This is a genomic window from Pseudomonas sp. LBUM1649 (genome assembly GCF_059716155.1).
In genome coordinates this window covers 348,149-364,844 of the sequence record NZ_CP166807.1, presented here as the reverse complement: position 1 = coordinate 364,844, position 16,696 = coordinate 348,149, and the positions used below count along the sequence as shown (strand labels likewise).

General features: G+C 58.7%; 12 protein-coding genes and 1 pseudogene. 7 read left to right on the top strand and 6 right to left on the bottom strand.

The window, feature by feature from the left end; all coding sequences use genetic code 11:
• Positions 1-24 precede the first annotated feature (24 nt).
• Positions 25-279, bottom strand: a complete 255-nt coding sequence (locus ACA058_RS01620; protein ID WP_497637540.1) for a hypothetical protein — start codon at positions 277-279, stop codon at positions 25-27.
• Between the two features lie 280 nt (positions 280-559).
• On the opposite strand from ACA058_RS01620, the pseudogene ACA058_RS01615 reads away from it, so the two are divergent.
• Positions 560-1,594, top strand: a pseudogene (locus tag ACA058_RS01615) (HAMP domain-containing protein); the annotation flags it as partial.
• A 93-nt stretch (positions 1,595-1,687) separates the two neighbouring features.
• Entirely contained in the window at positions 1,688-2,452 is a 765-nt protein-coding gene (locus ACA058_RS01610; protein WP_497639846.1) for a methyl-accepting chemotaxis protein, read from the top strand.
• Between the two features lie 117 nt (positions 2,453-2,569).
• Here ACA058_RS01610 and ACA058_RS01605 read toward each other — a convergent pair whose 3' ends face one another.
• The 3 genes from ACA058_RS01605 to ACA058_RS01595 form a co-directional block, all read right to left on the bottom strand.
• Positions 2,570-3,172, bottom strand: coding sequence for a DUF924 family protein (locus ACA058_RS01605; RefSeq protein WP_497637539.1), 603 nt, complete (start codon positions 3,170-3,172; stop codon positions 2,570-2,572).
• A gap of 3 nt (positions 3,173-3,175) precedes the next feature.
• Positions 3,176-4,186, bottom strand: a complete 1,011-nt coding sequence (locus ACA058_RS01600) for a class 1 fructose-bisphosphatase (RefSeq protein WP_497637538.1) — start codon at positions 4,184-4,186, stop codon at positions 3,176-3,178.
• Positions 4,187-4,495: 309 nt separating this feature from the next.
• Positions 4,496-6,946 (bottom strand): glycogen/starch/alpha-glucan phosphorylase, encoded by a 2,451-nt coding sequence (locus ACA058_RS01595; protein WP_497637537.1) that lies wholly within the window; start codon positions 6,944-6,946, stop codon positions 4,496-4,498.
• 257 nt (positions 6,947-7,203) lie between these two features.
• Between ACA058_RS01595 and ACA058_RS01590 the strand changes: the two genes are divergently transcribed.
• Positions 7,204-7,644: a YkgJ family cysteine cluster protein gene (locus ACA058_RS01590; RefSeq protein WP_497637536.1), complete on the top strand. Its 441-nt coding sequence runs from the start codon at positions 7,204-7,206 to the stop codon at positions 7,642-7,644.
• Between the two features lie 211 nt (positions 7,645-7,855).
• Here ACA058_RS01590 and typA read toward each other — a convergent pair whose 3' ends face one another.
• Together typA and thiI are read right to left on the bottom strand one after the other, a co-directional pair.
• Complete coding sequence (gene typA, locus ACA058_RS01585; RefSeq protein WP_497637535.1) at positions 7,856-9,676, bottom strand: translational GTPase TypA; 1,821 nt, start codon at positions 9,674-9,676, stop codon at positions 7,856-7,858.
• Positions 9,677-9,815: 139 nt separating this feature from the next.
• Positions 9,816-11,270: a tRNA uracil 4-sulfurtransferase ThiI gene (gene thiI, locus ACA058_RS01580; protein WP_497637534.1), complete on the bottom strand. Its 1,455-nt coding sequence runs from the start codon at positions 11,268-11,270 to the stop codon at positions 9,816-9,818.
• Between the two features lie 328 nt (positions 11,271-11,598).
• On the opposite strand from thiI, the gene glnA reads away from it, so the two are divergent.
• The 4 genes from glnA to ntrC all read left to right on the top strand — a co-directional run bounded on the left by glnA (position 11,599) and on the right by ntrC (position 16,450).
• Entirely contained in the window at positions 11,599-13,005 is a 1,407-nt protein-coding gene (gene glnA, locus ACA058_RS01575) for a type I glutamate--ammonia ligase (RefSeq protein ID WP_060542571.1), read from the top strand.
• 153 nt (positions 13,006-13,158) lie between these two features.
• The gene (locus tag ACA058_RS01570) at positions 13,159-13,668 is read left to right on the top strand and encodes a DUF4124 domain-containing protein (protein ID WP_497637533.1); all 510 of its coding nucleotides are present in this window, start codon (positions 13,159-13,161) and stop codon (positions 13,666-13,668) included.
• A gap of 263 nt (positions 13,669-13,931) precedes the next feature.
• Positions 13,932-15,017 (top strand): nitrogen regulation protein NR(II), encoded by a 1,086-nt coding sequence (glnL, locus tag ACA058_RS01565; protein WP_497637532.1) that lies wholly within the window; start codon positions 13,932-13,934, stop codon positions 15,015-15,017.
• The gene (gene ntrC, locus ACA058_RS01560) at positions 15,014-16,450 is read left to right on the top strand and encodes a nitrogen regulation protein NR(I) (RefSeq protein ID WP_497637531.1); all 1,437 of its coding nucleotides are present in this window, start codon (positions 15,014-15,016) and stop codon (positions 16,448-16,450) included. Before glnL ends, ntrC begins: the two co-directional genes overlap by 4 nt.
• Positions 16,451-16,696 lie beyond the last annotated feature (246 nt).

The window sequence follows — 16,696 nt, the reverse complement described above, 5'->3', positions numbered from 1 at the left end:
CTCCCGTGGGCGCGTGGCCCCGGTTTACTTCAGGCCTTGGCCGGAAAACATCAAGACTTTGTCACCGGCGAACTGCACGCTGATAAAGCTGTTCTTGTCGCCCCATGTGCAACTGGACATGCCGAGCGCGCCTGAGCAATCGGCGGGTTTGCCCAAAAGATTCTCAACCTCGGCCTTGGCCATTCCTGACGACAGCTTCGAGTAGTTTTCCTGATTGACCTTGCTGCACGCAGCCAACAACACGCAAAACGACAGCAGGGCGATGGATCGCAGCGACATGTGTAACTCCAGGGGCGAAGGGATTGGCATGACTGCCAAGCTGAACCTTAGAAGAGAAAACCCCTGTCTGGTTCCCTGCCCGACGGGCTATTTATCAGGCCGCTCGTCTACCTTTGCGCGAATTATCAGCCACTTCGTTTTGCTGTCGGGTATTTCGTCGGTTTTTGCATAAAGCGCCTAATCTTTGGCGCCGTCCAGTCGACATACATGCAACGCAAAGCCACGTCCGTGACATTTGCCTCCCCTTTCGTTGACCAGATCTCCTGCGGTAGCTCATCCAATGACCAGAAACATGAAATTCAGCCACAAGATCTTGTTGGCTGCCGCCCTCGTGGTGGCCGTCGCATTCGCTTGTTTCATCCTGTTCAACGACTATCGCCAGCGCCAGACCTTGCGTAGCAGCACTGAAGCCTCGATGCAGGAACTTGGCAGCCTGACCACCAGCAACATCAAGACCTGGCTGGAAAGCCGCATGCAGTTGCTGCAATCAATGGCCCAACAGGTCAGCGCCGACGGTAATGCCCCTGCCAGCCTGAAACGAATCATCGACCTGCCCGCCTACACCGGCAATTTCCAGCTGAGTTACTTCGGTGGCGCCGATGGCGTGATGTTCTCGGTCCCGGCGGGCAATCGCGCGCCGGACTACGACCCGCGCGCCCGCGGCTGGTACAAGGCTGCCAATAGCGCACAACAGACCATCGTCACAGAACCGTACATCGCTGCTTCTTCCGGCAAACTGGTGATGACGGTGGCAACTCCGGTTCAGCGCCAGGGCCAGATGATTGGCGTTGCTGGCGCCGACATCGACCTGTCCAGCGTCAGTGCGATCATCAACTCGCTGAACTTCGGCGGCCACGGCCATGCCTTCATCGTGGGCGCCGACGGCAAGATCCTGATTCACCCGGACAGCAAATGGGTGCTCAAGAACCTCACCGACGCTTATCCCAACGGTGCGCCGAAAGTCAGCCCGGGCATGAAAGAAGTCGAGATCGATGGCAAAAGCCAGTTCATTTCCTTCACCCATGTCAACGGCGTACCGTCGGCGGATTGGTACGTGGCACTGGTGCTGGACCAGGACACCGCGTTCTCGATGCTGAGCGAATTCCGCACCTCGGCGATCATCGCCATGGTGATTGCAGTGGTGATCATCATCACGTTGCTGGGTATGTTGATCAGTTTCCTGATGCAGCCGTTGCTGACCATGGGCCGTGCCATGCACGACATCGCCGAAGGCGAAGGTGACCTGACCAAACGCCTGACCATCCACGGCCATGACGAATTCGGCGCACTGGGGCTGTCGTTCAACCGTTTCGTCGAACGCATCCACACTTCGATCAGCGAAGTGTCCTCGGCCACGGGCCAGGTCAACGAAGTGGCCCTGCGCGTTGTCGCCGCGTCCAATTCGTCGATGTTCAACTCCGACCAGCAAGCCTCGCGCACCAGCAGTGTGGCCGCCGCGATCAACGAGCTCGGCGCCGCCGCCCAGGAAATCGCCCAGAACGCCGCCCTCGCCTCGCAGCACTCGAGCGATGCGCGCGCGTTGGCCGAAGAGGGTCAGCAGGTTGTGGATAAAACCATCTCGGCGATGCACCAGTTGTCGGCAAAGATCAGCGACTCGTGCGGCAACATCGAGACGCTCAACAGCAACACCGTCAACATCGGGCAGATTCTGGAGGTGATCACCAGCATCTCCCAGCAGACCAACCTGCTGGCGCTCAACGCGGCGATTGAAGCCGCGCGCGCCGGTGAAGCCGGACGTGGATTTGCGGTGGTTGCCGACGAAGTGCGCAACCTCGCCCACCGCACGCAGGACTCGGCGCAGCAAGTGCAGAAGATGATCGAGGAACTGCAAGTCGGCGCCCGGGAAGCGGTAACCATCATGACCGAAAGTCAGCGCCAGAGCGAAAGCAGCGTCGGTATCGCCAACCAGGCCGGCGAGCGCCTGGGCAGCGTGACCCAGCGCATCGGCGAGATCGACGGCATGAACCAGTCCGTGGCCACGGCGACGGAAGAGCAGACGGCCGTGGTGGAGTCGATCAACGTCGACATCACCGAGATCAACACGTTGAACCAGGAAGGTGTGGAGAACCTGCAGTCGACCTTGCGCGCGTGTGCCGATCTTGAGCGGCAGGCGGCGCGGTTGAAGCAATTGGTGGGTAGTTTCAGAATCTAGAGCGCTCTCAATGGCCCCTTCGCGGGCAAGCCCGCTCCCACAGTGGATCTCCAGTGCGACAAAGATCCCTGTGGGAGCGGGCTTGCCCGCGAAGACGGCATCAGCCGCGATGAAAATCTAGAACCTTGATCCCGGCTTCGAAAGAAACACCAATTCCTCTACCGTAGATTCGCGCCCCAACACCGCATTGCGATGCGGAAACCGTCCAAACTGTGCAATCACTTTCTGATGCCGCTCGGCAAAATCCAGATAATCGGCAAACAATGCCCGGTCACTCTCCGGCTGTTGCGCGACCAGTTCGATGTAGCGCGAGACGCCTTCGGTCTGCACCGCGAGGTTCTCGCTGTGCTCGAACACCAGGAAGATAAACACCCGTTGAATCGGTGGTAACTGCCGATCAAAATCCGCAGCAATGCCTTGGGCGACCAGCTTCTGGGCCCGTAGATCACCGGAAAAGGCTTTAGGGGTGTCGCGAAAGATCATGCGCGGGAGTTGATCGAGCAATAGCACCAGTGCCAGCCAACCTTCGGGACGTTGCATCCACTCGGTCAATCCGCCGGCCAGTGCCTGCTCGACCTGGTCCCCGAAACGCTCACGCGCTTCGAGGTCCTGGCTGTCACGCTTGCCAAACCACAACTTGCCCTTGTCAGCCGCGATTGCCCTGGCTGTTTCGGCTGTACCGAACCACCAATCGAGCAACGGCTGCCAGGGCGCGCTCATGGTTTATTCCTTGTGGTAAGCCGTAACGCGTGCAACTTCTTCTTTCGAACCCAGGAACACCGCTACGCGCTGGTGCAGACCTTCAGGCTGGATGTCGAGAATGCGTTGGTGACCATCTGTGGACGCGCCGCCCGCTTGTTCCACCAGGAACGACATCGGGTTGGCCTCGTACATCAGGCGCAGTTTGCCCGGCTTCGATGGTTCGCGGCTGTCGCGTGGGTACATGAACAGACCGCCACGGGTCAGGATGCGGTGCACGTCCGCAACCATCGCGGCGACCCAGCGCATGTTGTAGTTCTTTTTCAGCGGGCCTTCGTCGCCTGCCAGCAGTTCGCTGACGTAACGTTGTACCGGCGCTTCCCAGTGACGCTGGTTGGAGGCGTTGATCGCGAATTCCTGGGTGGTTTCAGGAATGGTGATGTCTTCGTGAGTCAGTACGAAGCTGCCCATTTCGCGGTCCAGGGTGAAACCTTTCACGCCGTCGCCCAGGGTCAGGATCAACATGGTCTGTGGACCGTAGATGGCGTAACCGGCGGCCACTTGCTGGGTACCTGGCTGCAAGAAAGCCTTTTCATTCAAGGGCTCGTTCTGGCTCAGGTATTCGTTCGGGCAACGCAGTACCGAGAAGATGGTGCCGACCGGGGCATTGATGTCGATGTTCGACGAACCGTCCAGCGGGTCGAATACCAACAGGTACGCGCCTTTCGGGTATTTGCCCGGGATCTGGTAGGCATTGTCCATTTCTTCGGAAGCCATGCCGGCCAAGTGACCGCCCCATTCGTTGGCTTCGAGCAGGATCTCGTTTGAGATCACGTCAAGCTTCTTCTGCACTTCGCCCTGGACGTTTTCAGTGCCCATGCTGCCCAGAACACCGCCCAGGGCGCCTTTGGACACGGCGTGGTTGATCTCCTTGCAAGCACGCGCCACCACTTCGATCAGGAAGCGCAGATCGGCAGGAGTGTTGTTGCTGCGGGTCTGCTCAATCAAATAGCGACTCAGGGTAACGCGGGACATGGGAGGCTCCGGTGGAATGGGGGGTCTAAAAACCCGCGCAGTTTAACGCGAGTCGGGGCGTATTTCCTCCTATCAGACGTGATCGGCTGAAGAGAGTTCATGCGCGGGGATTAGCGTAGATGGAAATGGGCCGAATGTGGGTCGTGAATGGGTGACAGTTTGGATATTTCAGATGACTGTTCGCACGCTATCGCGGGCAAGCCCGCTCCCACTAGCCAGCTCCAAAAAGATCGCAGCCTCCGGCATTTGTAGGTGCTGCCGGAGGCTGCGATCTTTTACGGGCGCTAGTATATCGATCCGCTGGACGAGTTACTCCAACGCCTTCCAGATATCCGCGGCGTACTCGCGAATCGTCCGGTCGGACGAAAACCAGCCCATCCGCGAGGTGCTCAACACCGCCGATCGCCACCATTCCTGGGAATCGTGCCAAAGGGCTTCGACGCGCATTTGCGCATTCCAGTAAGAATCGAAATCGGCACAGACCAGGAAGCGGTCGTAGTCCACCAACGAATCGATCAGCCCGGTGTAACGGGATGGATCATCCGGCGAGAACACCCCGCCGCGAATAGCTTGCAATACATCATTGAGTCGATGGGACGCGGCAATGTCCGGCACCGCGCTGAACTCGTGGTTCTGCTTGCGCGCTTCAACCTGCTGGGCGCTGAGACCAAAGATGAACATGTTCTCGACGCCGATGCGCTCGGACATCTCCACGTTGGCACCGTCCAGCGTGCCGATGGTCAATGCACCGTTGAGGCCGAATTTCATGTTGCTGGTGCCCGAGGCTTCAAAGCCGGCAGTGGAGATCTGCTCGGACAGATCCGCCGCCGGAATGATGCTCTCCGCCAGGCTGACGTTGTAGTTGGGCAGGAACACGACCTTGAGCAAGCCGCGTACGGTCGGGTCGTTGTTCACCACCCGGGCGATGTCGTTGGTCAGCTTGATGATCAACTTGGCCTGGTGATAACTGGCCGCCGCTTTACCAGCGAAGATTTTCACCCGTGGTACCCAGTCGATTTCAGGTTCCGCACGAATCGCCTGGTACAACGCCACGGTGTGCATCAGGTTGAGCAGTTGGCGCTTGTATTCGTGGATCCTCTTGACCTGAACGTCGAACATCGCCGCCGGGTTGACCGCCACCCCCAATCGCTCATGAATCAGGTAGGCCAGAGCCTTTTTACTGTGCAGACGCTGTTCGGCGAACGCCTTGCAGAACGCAGGCTTATCGGCGAACGGCTGCAGGTCGAGCAAGCGCTCCTCGGGCTTGTCCAGCAGGTCTGGGCCGAGGGCATCGACCAGCATCGAGGTCAGCCCCGGGTTTGCCTGGTACAGCCAGCGGCGAAACGTGATGCCGTTGGTCTTGTTGTTGATCCGTTGCGGATAAAGCTTGTGCAGCTCGGAGAACACCGTCTTGCGCATCAGTTGCGTGTGCAAGCCGGATACGCCGTTGACACTGTGGGAGCCGAGGAACGCCAGGTTGCCCATGCGCACGCGTCGACCGTTGTCTTCCTCGATCAATGACACCGCGCGCAGCACGTCGAAATCGTGGATGCCCTTGGCCCGCAGCGAGTCGATGTGCTGGGCGTTGATCAGGTAAATGATCTGCATGTGCCGTGGCAGCATGCGCTCCATCAATCCCACCGGCCAGGTTTCCAGCGCCTCGGGCAGCAAGGTGTGGTTGGTGTAGGAAAGCGTGTCGACCGTAACCTGCCACGCCGCATCCCATGCCACGTCGTAGACATCGACCAATTGGCGCATCAACTCGGCCACGGCAATCGAGGGGTGGGTGTCGTTGAGCTGGATCGCCGCGTGATCTCCCAGGGTCAGCACCGAGGTGTGCATGTTGCGATGGCGGCGCAGCAAATCCTGCAGGGACGCGGCGACGAAGAAGTATTCCTGGCGCAGCCGCAGTTCCTGGCCGGCCTCGGTGCTGTCTGCCGGGTACAGTACCCGCGAGATACTTTCGGCCCGGGCCACTTCCGCCACCGCCCCCAAGTGGTCACCGGCATTGAATCGTTCCAGGTGCAAATCTTCCATGGCCCGCGCGCGCCACAGCCGCAAAGTGTTCACGCTCGCGCCGCGCCAACCGACCACTGGCGTGTCGTAGGCAATGGCCCGCACGGTTTCCGCCGGGTGCCAGACTTGCTTGGACTTGCCAGCTTCGTCGGTCACGGTTTCTACACCGCCGCCAAAGCCGATTGTGTAAACCACTTCCGGCCGCTCGAACTCCCATGGGTTGCCGAAATCCAGCCAGTGTTCGGTCTGCTCCTGTTGCCAGCCGTCGACGACGGCCTGACGGAACAAGCCGTGCTCGTAACGAATGCCGTAACCATGACCCGCGATACCCAGGGTCGACATGCTTTCCATGAAGCACGCCGCCAGTCGTCCGAGACCACCGTTACCCAACGCCGCATCGGGCTCCAGCAGCCGGATGCGTTCAAGGTCGACGCCGAGTTCGGTCAGGGCTTCGCGTGCCACGTCGAGCAGGCCGAGGTTGCTCAGGCTGTCGTAGAGCAGCCGGCCGATGAGAAATTCCAGGGAGAGGTAATAAACCCGTTTCTGACCTTTGCGGTAAATCTGCCGGGTGTGATCCATCCAGTGCTCGACCATGTGATCGCGCGCTGCCAGGGCGATGGCTTCGAACCAGTCGTGGTCGAAGGCGTGATCCGGGTCTTTGCCCACCGCGTAGGTAAGTTTGGTCAAGACGGCATCGCGAAATGCGGCCACCTCTGCTTCGCGAACAAGTGGTTCTTGAGTCATCGATAGGACCTCGAGCGAGCTTGGAATTGTCTGAGACTAGACGGTCTGACAGACGGTATAGACTCTGGTTCGGCAGTTTTTCCTGTTAATGCGCATTAGGCCGGCAATACATTGTCGTGTACCTGGTTCAATGCAGGGGCCGTGCCGGATTAGCGGTGCTGCTTGGGTGCCCGTAAAAAAAACTGGCGAAAGGTTGTTCAAAAATCCACCAGTCCCGGTATGATCGCGCGCCCTGATGCACACGCTGGTAACAACCGATGATGAAGCCCAACCTGATCGCCGCCGCGGAGATCGACCGACTCGATACCTGGGCCAAGTACTCTGCCCCAATGTGCGGCTCCTGCCTATCGAGCTGTTGCACCCTGCCGGTCGAGGTCAAGATCAAGGACCTGATCCGCATCGGCATCGTCGACGAGTTCGAACGCGGCGACCCACCAAAGAACATCGCCAAGCGCCTGCAGAAGGAAGGGATCGTCGAGCGCTACAACCAGAAGTCCGAGATCTTCACCCTCCAGCGCATGAGCAACAACGATTGCCTGTACCTGGATCGTAAGAGCCGTCTGTGCACTATTTATGAAAAGCGCCCGGATACATGCCGCAACCACCCGAAAATCGGCCCGCGGCCGGGGTATTGCGCTTACAAGCCGAAAGAAGTGGTACGCGAAAGCAGTAGCCGTCGGACCCTCGAGAAATTCTAATTCAGAATCTCGCTGCCTGACCGGGCCTCATCGCGAGCAAGCTCGCTCCCACAGGGTTTTGTGTCGTACATAGAATCTGTGTTCAGAATTAAAACTGTGGGAGCGAGCTTGCTCGCGATGGGGCCGGAACTGGCACCGCACAAACCCCAGACAAACAAAAACGCCCCCGGCCTTTCGACCGGGGGCGTTTTCGTTCAGCCGGGGCTAAGTGTTACGCCTTGGCTTTCTTGGCAGCGCGGGTACGCTCGCTTTCGTCCAGGATCTTCTTGCGAAGACGGATGGACTTAGGAGTTACTTCGCACAGCTCGTCGTCCTGGATGAATTCCAGAGCCTGTTCCAGGGTGAAGCGAACAGGTGGAACCAGAGCGATGGTTTCGTCTTTACCCGAAGCACGCATGTTGTCGAGCTTCTTGCCCTTGGTAGGGTTGACGCCCAGGTCGTTGTCACGGCTGTTCAGGCCAACGATCTGACCGTTGTAGATTTCCTGACCGTGTTCAACGAACAGCTTGCCACGCGCCTGCAGGGTTTCCAGGGAGTAGGTCAGTGCCTTGCCGGTTTCAACCGAAACCAGAACGCCGTTCTGACGGCCGGACATGTCGCCGGACTTCATCACGTCGTAACGGTCGAAGATCGAGGTCAGGATGCCAGCACCGTTGGTCAGGGTCAGGAACTGGTTACGGAAACCGATCAGACCACGAGCAGGGATGTTGTATTCCAGACGTACACGGCCCTTGCCATCCGGCACCATGTTGGTCAGGTCGCCCTTACGCAGGCCCATCTCTTCCATCACCTTGCCCTGGGATTCTTCCGGCAGGTCGATGGTGACGTTTTCGTACGGTTCGTGCTTCACGCCGTCAACCAGACGGATGATCACTTCCGGACGGCCTACAGCCATTTCGAAGCCTTCGCGACGCATGGTTTCGATCAGTACCGAGAGGTGCAGTTCGCCACGGCCGGAAACCTTGAACTTGTCAGCCGAGTCGCCTTCTTCAACGCGCAGTGCAACGTTGTACAGCAGCTCTTTGTCCAGACGTTCCTTGATGTTACGGGAAGTCACGAACTTGCCTTCTTTACCGCAGAATGGCGAGTCGTTTACCTGGAAGGTCATGGAAACGGTTGGCTCGTCAACGGTCAACGGCTTCATCGCTTCAACGGTGTCCGGCTGGCACAGGGTGTCGGAGATGAACAGCGAGTCCATACCGCTCACGCACACGATGTCGCCTGCAAAAGCTTCTTCAACGTCTACACGGTGCAGACCGTGGTGACCCATCAGCTTCAGGATACGACCGTTACGCTTCTTGCCGTCGGCGCCGATAGCGACAACCGGGGTATTCGGCTTGACGCTACCACGAGCGATACGGCCAACGCCGATAACACCCAGGAAGCTGTTGTAGTCCAGTGCGGAGATTTGCATCTGGAACGGACCTTCACGGTCAACTTGTGGAGCTGGAACGTGGTCAACAATCGCCTGGTACAGCGGGGTCATGTCTTCCGCCATGTCGGTGTGTTCCAGACCGGCAATACCGTTCAGGGCCGAAGCGTAGACGACTTGGAAGTCCAGCTGTTCTTCGGTAGCACCCAGGTTGTCGAACAGGTCGAAGATCTGGTCCAGAACCCAGTCCGGACGCGCGCCTGGACGGTCAACCTTGTTGATGCACACGATCGGACGCAGGCCGGCTTCGAAAGCCTTTTTGGTCACGAAACGGGTTTGCGGCATAGGGCCGTCTTGGGCATCAACCAGCAGCAGAACGGAGTCAACCATCGACATTACACGTTCAACTTCGCCGCCGAAGTCGGCGTGGCCCGGGGTGTCCACGATGTTGATGTGGAAGCCGTTCCAGTTGATGGCGGTGTTTTTCGCCAGGATGGTAATACCGCGCTCTTTCTCCTGGTCGTTGGAGTCCATCACGCGCTCGTCGTTGAGCTCGTTGCGCTCCAGGGTGCCGGATTGACGCAGGAGTTTGTCTACCAGGGTGGTTTTACCATGGTCAACGTGAGCAATGATGGCGATGTTGCGTAGATTTTCGATCACTTGTGTATCTCGATCAGAGGATTCGGTGCGCTGACAAGTCTTGGCAGCGATTTACAGTAGAGTCAGGCCTTGCCGTTACAGCTTGACGGCGGCGTCGGGGGGCCGGTGACGCAAGCCACAGGCAAACAGCCCCGGGCACTTAGCTCGGTCGATAAACGCGCACATTGGCATGCCCCTCACTGAGCAAATGGTGGGCATGCAGGCGACTCATCACGCCTTTGTCGCAATAAAGCAGGTACTGGCGAGTAGGGTCCAGTTCCTTGAAACGAGCGTTCAGAGCATAAAACGGCATCGTTTGTACCTCGATGCCAGAAAGCTCAAGCGGGTCATCCTCGGCGGCATCCGGATGACGGATGTCGATAACGATCTGACCGGCCAGCGCTTCGCTGACTTCTTCAATTTGCAGATCCTGGCCCAATTCGTCGATCACGCGATCGATCGGTACCAGTTTGGCGTTCTCGAGCGCACGCTCAAGGACTGCCATGTCGAATTCTTTCTCTTCGTGCTCCACGCGATGGCGCTTGGCAGCGGTCTTGGGATTCACCGAGATGACCCCGCAGTACTCCGGCATGTGCTTGGCGAAGTCGGCGGTGCCGATTTCGTTGGCCAGGTCGATGATGTCCTGCTTGTGGCTGGCGATCAGCGGACGCAAGACCAGCTTGTCGGTCACGCAGTCGATCACGGACAGGTTCGGCAGGGTCTGGCTCGACACCTGGGAGATCGCTTCTCCGGTGACCAACGCGTCGATGTGCAGTCGATCGGCAATTTGCGACGATGCGCGCAACATCATACGCTTCAATACTACGCCCATATGACTGTTATCGACTTTGCCGAGAATTTCCCCCAGCACTTCTTCGAACGGCACACTGACAAATAACACGCGTTGCGAGCTGCCGTACTTCTTCCAGATGAAATGCGCGACTTCCATGACGCCCAATTCGTGGGCACGTCCACCCAGGTTGAAGAAGCAGAAATGCGCCATCAGGCCGCGGCGCATGATCTGGTAGGCCGCGACGGTGGAATCGAAGCCACCGGACATCAGCACCAGCGTCTGCTCCAGCGCACCCAGCGGATAACCGCCGATACCATTGTGCTGGCTGTGGATCACGAACAACCGTTTGTCGCGAACTTCGATGCGGACTTCGATTTCAGGCTTTTTCAGGTCAATCCCGGCGGCACCGCACTGGCGGCGCAACTGGCTGCCGACATATTTCTCGATATCGATCGAGCTGAATGGGTGCTTGCCGGCGCGCTTGCAACGTACCGAAAAGATCTTCCCGGTCAGTGCATCACCGTAGTGCTGCTTGCACTTCTCGACGATGTCATCGAAGTCACCCAGCGGGTATTCGTCGATCTGCAGGAAATGCGCGATGCCCGGCATGCAGCTCAGGCGCTCGCCCATCTCCTTCAGGGCCTTGGGCTCGCTGACGCGGGTCTCCAGCTCGAGGTTGTCCCACACGCCGTTCACCACCACAGCCGGGTCCAGGTCACGGAGCACGGCACGGATGTTCTTGGCCAACTGGCGGATGAAACGCATCCGTACCGGGCGGCTCTTGATGGTGATCTCGGGAAAGACTTTTACGATTAATTTCATGGAAACAGCGCGCGCGAGGCCTGCCGAAAAAGGGGGGCGCGGATTATAGCGGAAATTGCTCAAGGTTTGACCAGTTAATGTGCAGAAGGTTTTGCATGCACCAAAACAGGTCAACTTTCGATTTCGGCGCCACATTAAGGGGCGAAATTTTCTGCTTTAAAGCACTTTGCGCTTCTATAAGCGTGAAATTGGGGCAAAAAACCCATGGTGGGGCACTGGCATGCAATTTGCTCCCTTGTGAGGCAGGTTGCCTTGGCAGAGTATTCGCGCCGGCATCACAAACATTTAAGGGCATCCACTACCAGCCCTAATCCACCCGGAGGACACTATGTCGAAGTCGGTTCAACTCATCAAAGATCATGACGTCAAGTGGATTGATCTGCGCTTCACAGACACCAAGGGCACTCAGCACCACGTGACCATGCCGGCTCGCGATGCGCTGGAAGATGACTTCTTTGAAGTTGGCAAAATGTTCGACGGCTCCTCCATCGCTGGCTGGAAAGGCATCGAAGCCTCCGACATGATCCTGCTGCCGGACGATTCCACCGCTGTTCTGGATCCGTTCACCGAAGAGCCGACCCTGATCCTGGTCTGCGACATCATCGAACCTTCGAGCATGCAAGGCTACGACCGCGACCCACGTGCGATCGCCAAGCGCGCCGAAGAACACCTGAAATCCACCGGTATCGGTGACACCGTGTTCGCCGGTCCAGAGCCAGAGTTCTTCATCTTCGACCAAGTGAAGTTCAAGTCCGACATTTCCGGATCCATGTTCAAGATCTACTCCGAACAAGGTTCGTGGATGTCCGACCAGGACATCGAAGGCGGCAACAAGGGCCACCGTCCAGGCGTCAAAGGCGGCTACTTCCCTGTTCCACCGTTTGACCACGACCACGAAATCCGTACCTCCATGTGCAACGCACTGGAAGAAATGGGCCTGACCGTCGAAGTTCACCACCACGAAGTGGCAACTGCCGGCCAGAACGAAATCGGCGTCAAGTTCAACACCCTGGTGAAGAAAGCCGACGAAACCCAAACCCTGAAGTATGTCGTGCACAACGTTGCCGACGCCTACGGTCGTACCGCTACCTTCATGCCTAAGCCACTGTACGGTGACAACGGCTCGGGTATGCACGTACACATGTCCATCTGGAAAGATGGCAAGAACACCTTCGCAGGTGAAGGCTATGCCGGCCTGTCCGATACCGCCCTGTACTTCATCGGCGGCATCATCAAGCACGGTAAGGCCCTGAACGGCTTCACCAACCCGGCGACCAACTCCTACAAGCGTCTGGTTCCAGGCTTCGAAGCACCAGTAATGCTGGCCTACTCGGCCCGTAACCGCTCCGCTTCGATCCGTATTCCATACGTGTCGAGCCCGAAAGCCCGCCGTATCGAAGCGCGCTTCCCGGATCCGGCTGCCAACCCGTACCTGTGCTTCGCGGCACTGCTGATGGCTGGCCTGGACGGCATCCAGAACAAGATCCACCCTGGTGATGCCGCTGACAAAAACCTGTACGACCTGCCGCCTGAAGAGGCGAAAGAGATCCCACAAGTTTGCGGCAGCCTGAAAGAAGCCCTGGAAGAGCTGGACAAAGGTCGTGCGTTCCTGACCAAAGGCGGCGTTTTCAGCGACGACTTCATCGACGCTTACATCGCCCTGAAAAGCGAAGAAGAAATCAAGGTACGTACCTTCGTACACCCACTGGAATACGAGCTGTACTACAGCTGCTGATCCGGTAGCGCCTGCGCAAGCGGCGTGACAAAAAAGAGGCCTCCTTCGGGAGGCCTTTTTTGTGGGATTTCCGTACCCAAATGTTAACGACTTGGGACAACCACCTCCCCTGACCTATGCTGCAACCCATCGCTTTCGTTTCCGGTCGATTTCATGGGTCGTGGTTATCTCTTCATCCTGCTGCTGATCGCCCTGCCCACCACAGCGCAGATCTATAAGTACACCGACGCCCAGGGCAACACGGCCTACAGCAATCAACCACCTGACGGCGTCACCGCCCAGCCGGTCGAACTGCAACCGCTCAATAGGGTTGAGCCCCAACCCACGCAAGCACCTCCCGCACCCACCCATGCGCAAGATCAGCCCCCCATCGCCTACGACGTACTGGAGCTCACAGGCCTGCCTACCACCGAGGCCCTGCGCGCCAACAACGGCACCTTCACCGTCACCGTGCTGATCGAACCGCGCCTGCAAGGCCCGCATCTACTGCAGCTGTTGCTGGATGGCCAGCCTTATGGCCAACCCGGCAACGTGCCGATCCTGCAACTGGTGAACATCGACCGCGGCTTGCACAGCCTCGCAGTACAAGTCGTCAGTGGCGAAACCATCGTGCAGCAAAGCCCTACCGTCACCTTCAATTTGCAGCGGGTGCACAAGCGCTGAAGGATAGAAAACTCGCTCCGAACTTTTTCTAACCTCATTCAGCTTGGCGCACTATATTGGTGCGAATGGTTGCACCACGCGCACATTGCAGCCCATTTTGGTTCGAAACTACCCGCGAAAGCTGGCATAGCGCCACGCAATCGAGCGTCAAACGCCCGTTTCAAAGGTTTAGCGCTTCTTTTCGGAGCCTTGGTTTGGTTTTTGCATTTTCCTCGCATCAGCGCTTTATTCATGCGCGCGCCCTGCTCCAAAAGAGGTCCTGAATGACCATCAGCGACGCACTACACCGCTTGCTGCTCGACAACCTGACCACCGCCACCATCCTGCTCAACGCCGAATTGCGCCTTGAGTACATGAACCCCGCGGCGGAGATGCTCCTGGCCATCAGCGGCCAGCGCAGCCATGGGCAGTTCATCAGCGAGCTGTTCACCGAATCCACCGAAGCGCTCAATTCATTGCGCCAGGCGGTCCAGCAGGCGCATCCGTTCACCAAGCGCGAAGCCATGCTCACCGCCCTCACCGGTCAGACCCTGACGGTCGATTACGCGGTAACGCCGATCTTGAGCAATGGCGAAACACTGCTCCTGCTCGAAGTCCATCCCCGCGACCGCTTGCTGCGCATCACCAAGGAAGAGGCCCAGCTGTCGAAGCAGGAAACCAGCAAGATGCTGGTGCGGGGTCTGGCCCATGAAATCAAGAATCCGCTGGGGGGTATTCGCGGCGCGGCACAGTTGCTGGCCCGCGAGCTGCCGGAAGAAAGCCTGCGCGACTACACCAATGTCATCATTGAAGAGGCCGACCGCCTGCGCAATTTGGTCGATCGCATGCTCGGCTCGAACAAGCTGCCATCGCTGGCCATGTGCAACATTCACGAAGTGCTGGAGCGCGTCTGCCATTTGGTCGAGGCCGAAAGCCAGGGCTGCATCACTTTGGTGCGAGACTACGACCCGAGCATTCCAGACGTCCTCATCGATCGTGAACAAATGATCCAGGCCGTGCTGAATATCGTGCGCAATGCGATGCAGGCCATCAGCAGCCAGAATGAGCTGCGCCTGGGCCGCATCAGCCTGCGCACCCGCGCCATGCGCCAGTTCACCATTGGCCACGTGCGCCATCGCCTGGTGACCAAGATCGAAATAATCGACAACGGTCCGGGCATTCCTGCGGATCTTCAGGAAACCATCTTTTTCCCCATGGTCAGTGGCCGTCCGGACGGTACCGGGCTGGGCCTGGCCATTACTCAGAACATCATCAGCCAGCACCAGGGCTTGATCGAATGTGACAGCTACCCCGGCCACACCACGTTCTCGATCTTTCTGCCACTGGAACAAGGAGCCACATCGACATGAGCCGTAGTGAAACCGTGTGGATCGTCGATGACGACCGTTCTATCCGTTGGGTCCTGGAAAAAGCCTTGCAGCAGGAAGGCATGACCACGCAAAGCTTCGACAGCGCGGATGGCGTGATGAGTCGCCTGGCGCGCCAGCAGCCGGACGTGATCATCTCCGACATCCGAATGCCCGGTGCCAGCGGCCTGGACCTTCTGGCGCGGATTCGCGAGCAACACCCACGGCTGCCAGTGATCATCATGACCGCGCACTCCGACCTGGACAGCGCTGTCGCGTCCTATCAGGGCGGCGCCTTTGAATACCTGCCCAAGCCGTTCGATGTCGACGAGGCGGTCTCCCTGGTCAAGCGCGCGAACCAGCACGCTCAGGAACAACAAGGCCTGGAAGTCCCGGTCGCACTGACCCGCACCCCGGAAATCATCGGCGAAGCGCCAGCGATGCAGGAAGTGTTTCGTGCCATCGGGCGCTTGAGCCACTCCAACATCACCGTGCTGATCAACGGCGAATCCGGCACCGGTAAAGAACTGGTGGCCCACGCTCTGCACCGCCACAGCCCGCGGGCCGCTTCGCCGTTCATTGCACTGAACATGGCAGCGATCCCCAAGGACCTGATGGAATCGGAGTTGTTCGGCCACGAAAAAGGCGCGTTCACCGGCGCCGCCAACCTGCGTCGCGGGCGATTCGAGCAGGCGGATGGGGGCACGCTGTTCCTCGATGAAATTGGCGACATGCCGGCCGACACCCAGACCCGTTTGCTGCGGGTCCTGGCCGATGGCGAGTTCTACCGTGTCGGTGGTCACGTCCCTGTCAAAGTCGATGTGCGGATCATCGCCGCCACGCACCAGAACCTGGAGACCCTGGTGCATGCCGGGAAATTCCGTGAAGACTTGTTCCACCGTCTCAACGTGATCCGCATCCACATACCGCGCCTGTCGGACCGTCGCGAAGATATCCCGACCCTGGCCAAGCACTTCCTCGGCCGTGCCGCGCAGGAGCTGGCCGTCGAGCCGAAGCTGCTGAAAAGCGAAACCGAGGAATACCTGAAAAACCTGCCATGGCCGGGCAACGTGCGCCAGCTGGAGAACACCTGCCGCTGGATCACGGTGATGGCCTCCGGTCGCGAAGTGCATATCGGCGACCTGCCACCGGAGTTGCTGAGCCTTCCGCAGGATTCGGCCCCGGTGACCAACTGGGAACAGGCGTTGCGCCAATGGGCCGACCAGGCACTGGCTCGCGGTCAGTCCAGCCTGCTGGACAGCGCCGTGCCGACCTTTGAGCGGATCATGATCGAAACCGCCCTCAAGCACACCGCCGGCCGCCGCCGCGATGCCGCCGTGTTGCTGGGCTGGGGGCGTAATACCCTGACTCGCAAGATCAAGGAGCTGGGGATGAAGGTTGATGGTGGGGATGATGATGAGGGGGATGAGGGCTAAGCAGCCTTAGAGTTATCGTCGCACTTCAGATCCAATCGCGGGCAAGCCTTGCTCCTACAGGTCATGCGCTAGTTTTGAAATGGCGCATAACCTTGTATGAGCAAGGCTTGCCCGCGATGCTTTTAAGGGGCTCATGCACCGACTGAAGGCACCGTGAACCGCAATCGCGCACGGCAACTGATCCGAAATCCCGCTTGTATACCTAATCGAACGCCTATCGAAAAACACGAAAGCCCCGGATTACTG

Coding starts and splice junctions, on each gene's coding strand:
- ACA058_RS01620 (WP_497637540.1), bottom strand. CDS start 279: ATGTCGCTGCGATCCATCGCCCTGCTGTCGTTTTGCGTGTTGTTGGCT.
- ACA058_RS01610 (WP_497639846.1), top strand. CDS start 1,688: ATGTTCAACTCCGACCAGCAAGCCTCGCGCACCAGCAGTGTGGCCGCC.
- ACA058_RS01605 (WP_497637539.1), bottom strand. CDS start 3,172: ATGAGCGCGCCCTGGCAGCCGTTGCTCGATTGGTGGTTCGGTACAGCC.
- ACA058_RS01600 (WP_497637538.1), bottom strand. CDS start 4,186: ATGTCCCGCGTTACCCTGAGTCGCTATTTGATTGAGCAGACCCGCAGC.
- ACA058_RS01595 (WP_497637537.1), bottom strand. CDS start 6,946: ATGACTCAAGAACCACTTGTTCGCGAAGCAGAGGTGGCCGCATTTCGC.
- ACA058_RS01590 (WP_497637536.1), top strand. CDS start 7,204: ATGATGAAGCCCAACCTGATCGCCGCCGCGGAGATCGACCGACTCGAT.
- thiI (WP_497637534.1), bottom strand. CDS start 11,270: ATGAAATTAATCGTAAAAGTCTTTCCCGAGATCACCATCAAGAGCCGC.
- glnA (WP_060542571.1), top strand. CDS start 11,599: ATGTCGAAGTCGGTTCAACTCATCAAAGATCATGACGTCAAGTGGATT.
- ACA058_RS01570 (WP_497637533.1), top strand. CDS start 13,159: ATGGGTCGTGGTTATCTCTTCATCCTGCTGCTGATCGCCCTGCCCACC.
- glnL (WP_497637532.1), top strand. CDS start 13,932: ATGACCATCAGCGACGCACTACACCGCTTGCTGCTCGACAACCTGACC.
- ntrC (WP_497637531.1), top strand. CDS start 15,014: ATGAGCCGTAGTGAAACCGTGTGGATCGTCGATGACGACCGTTCTATC.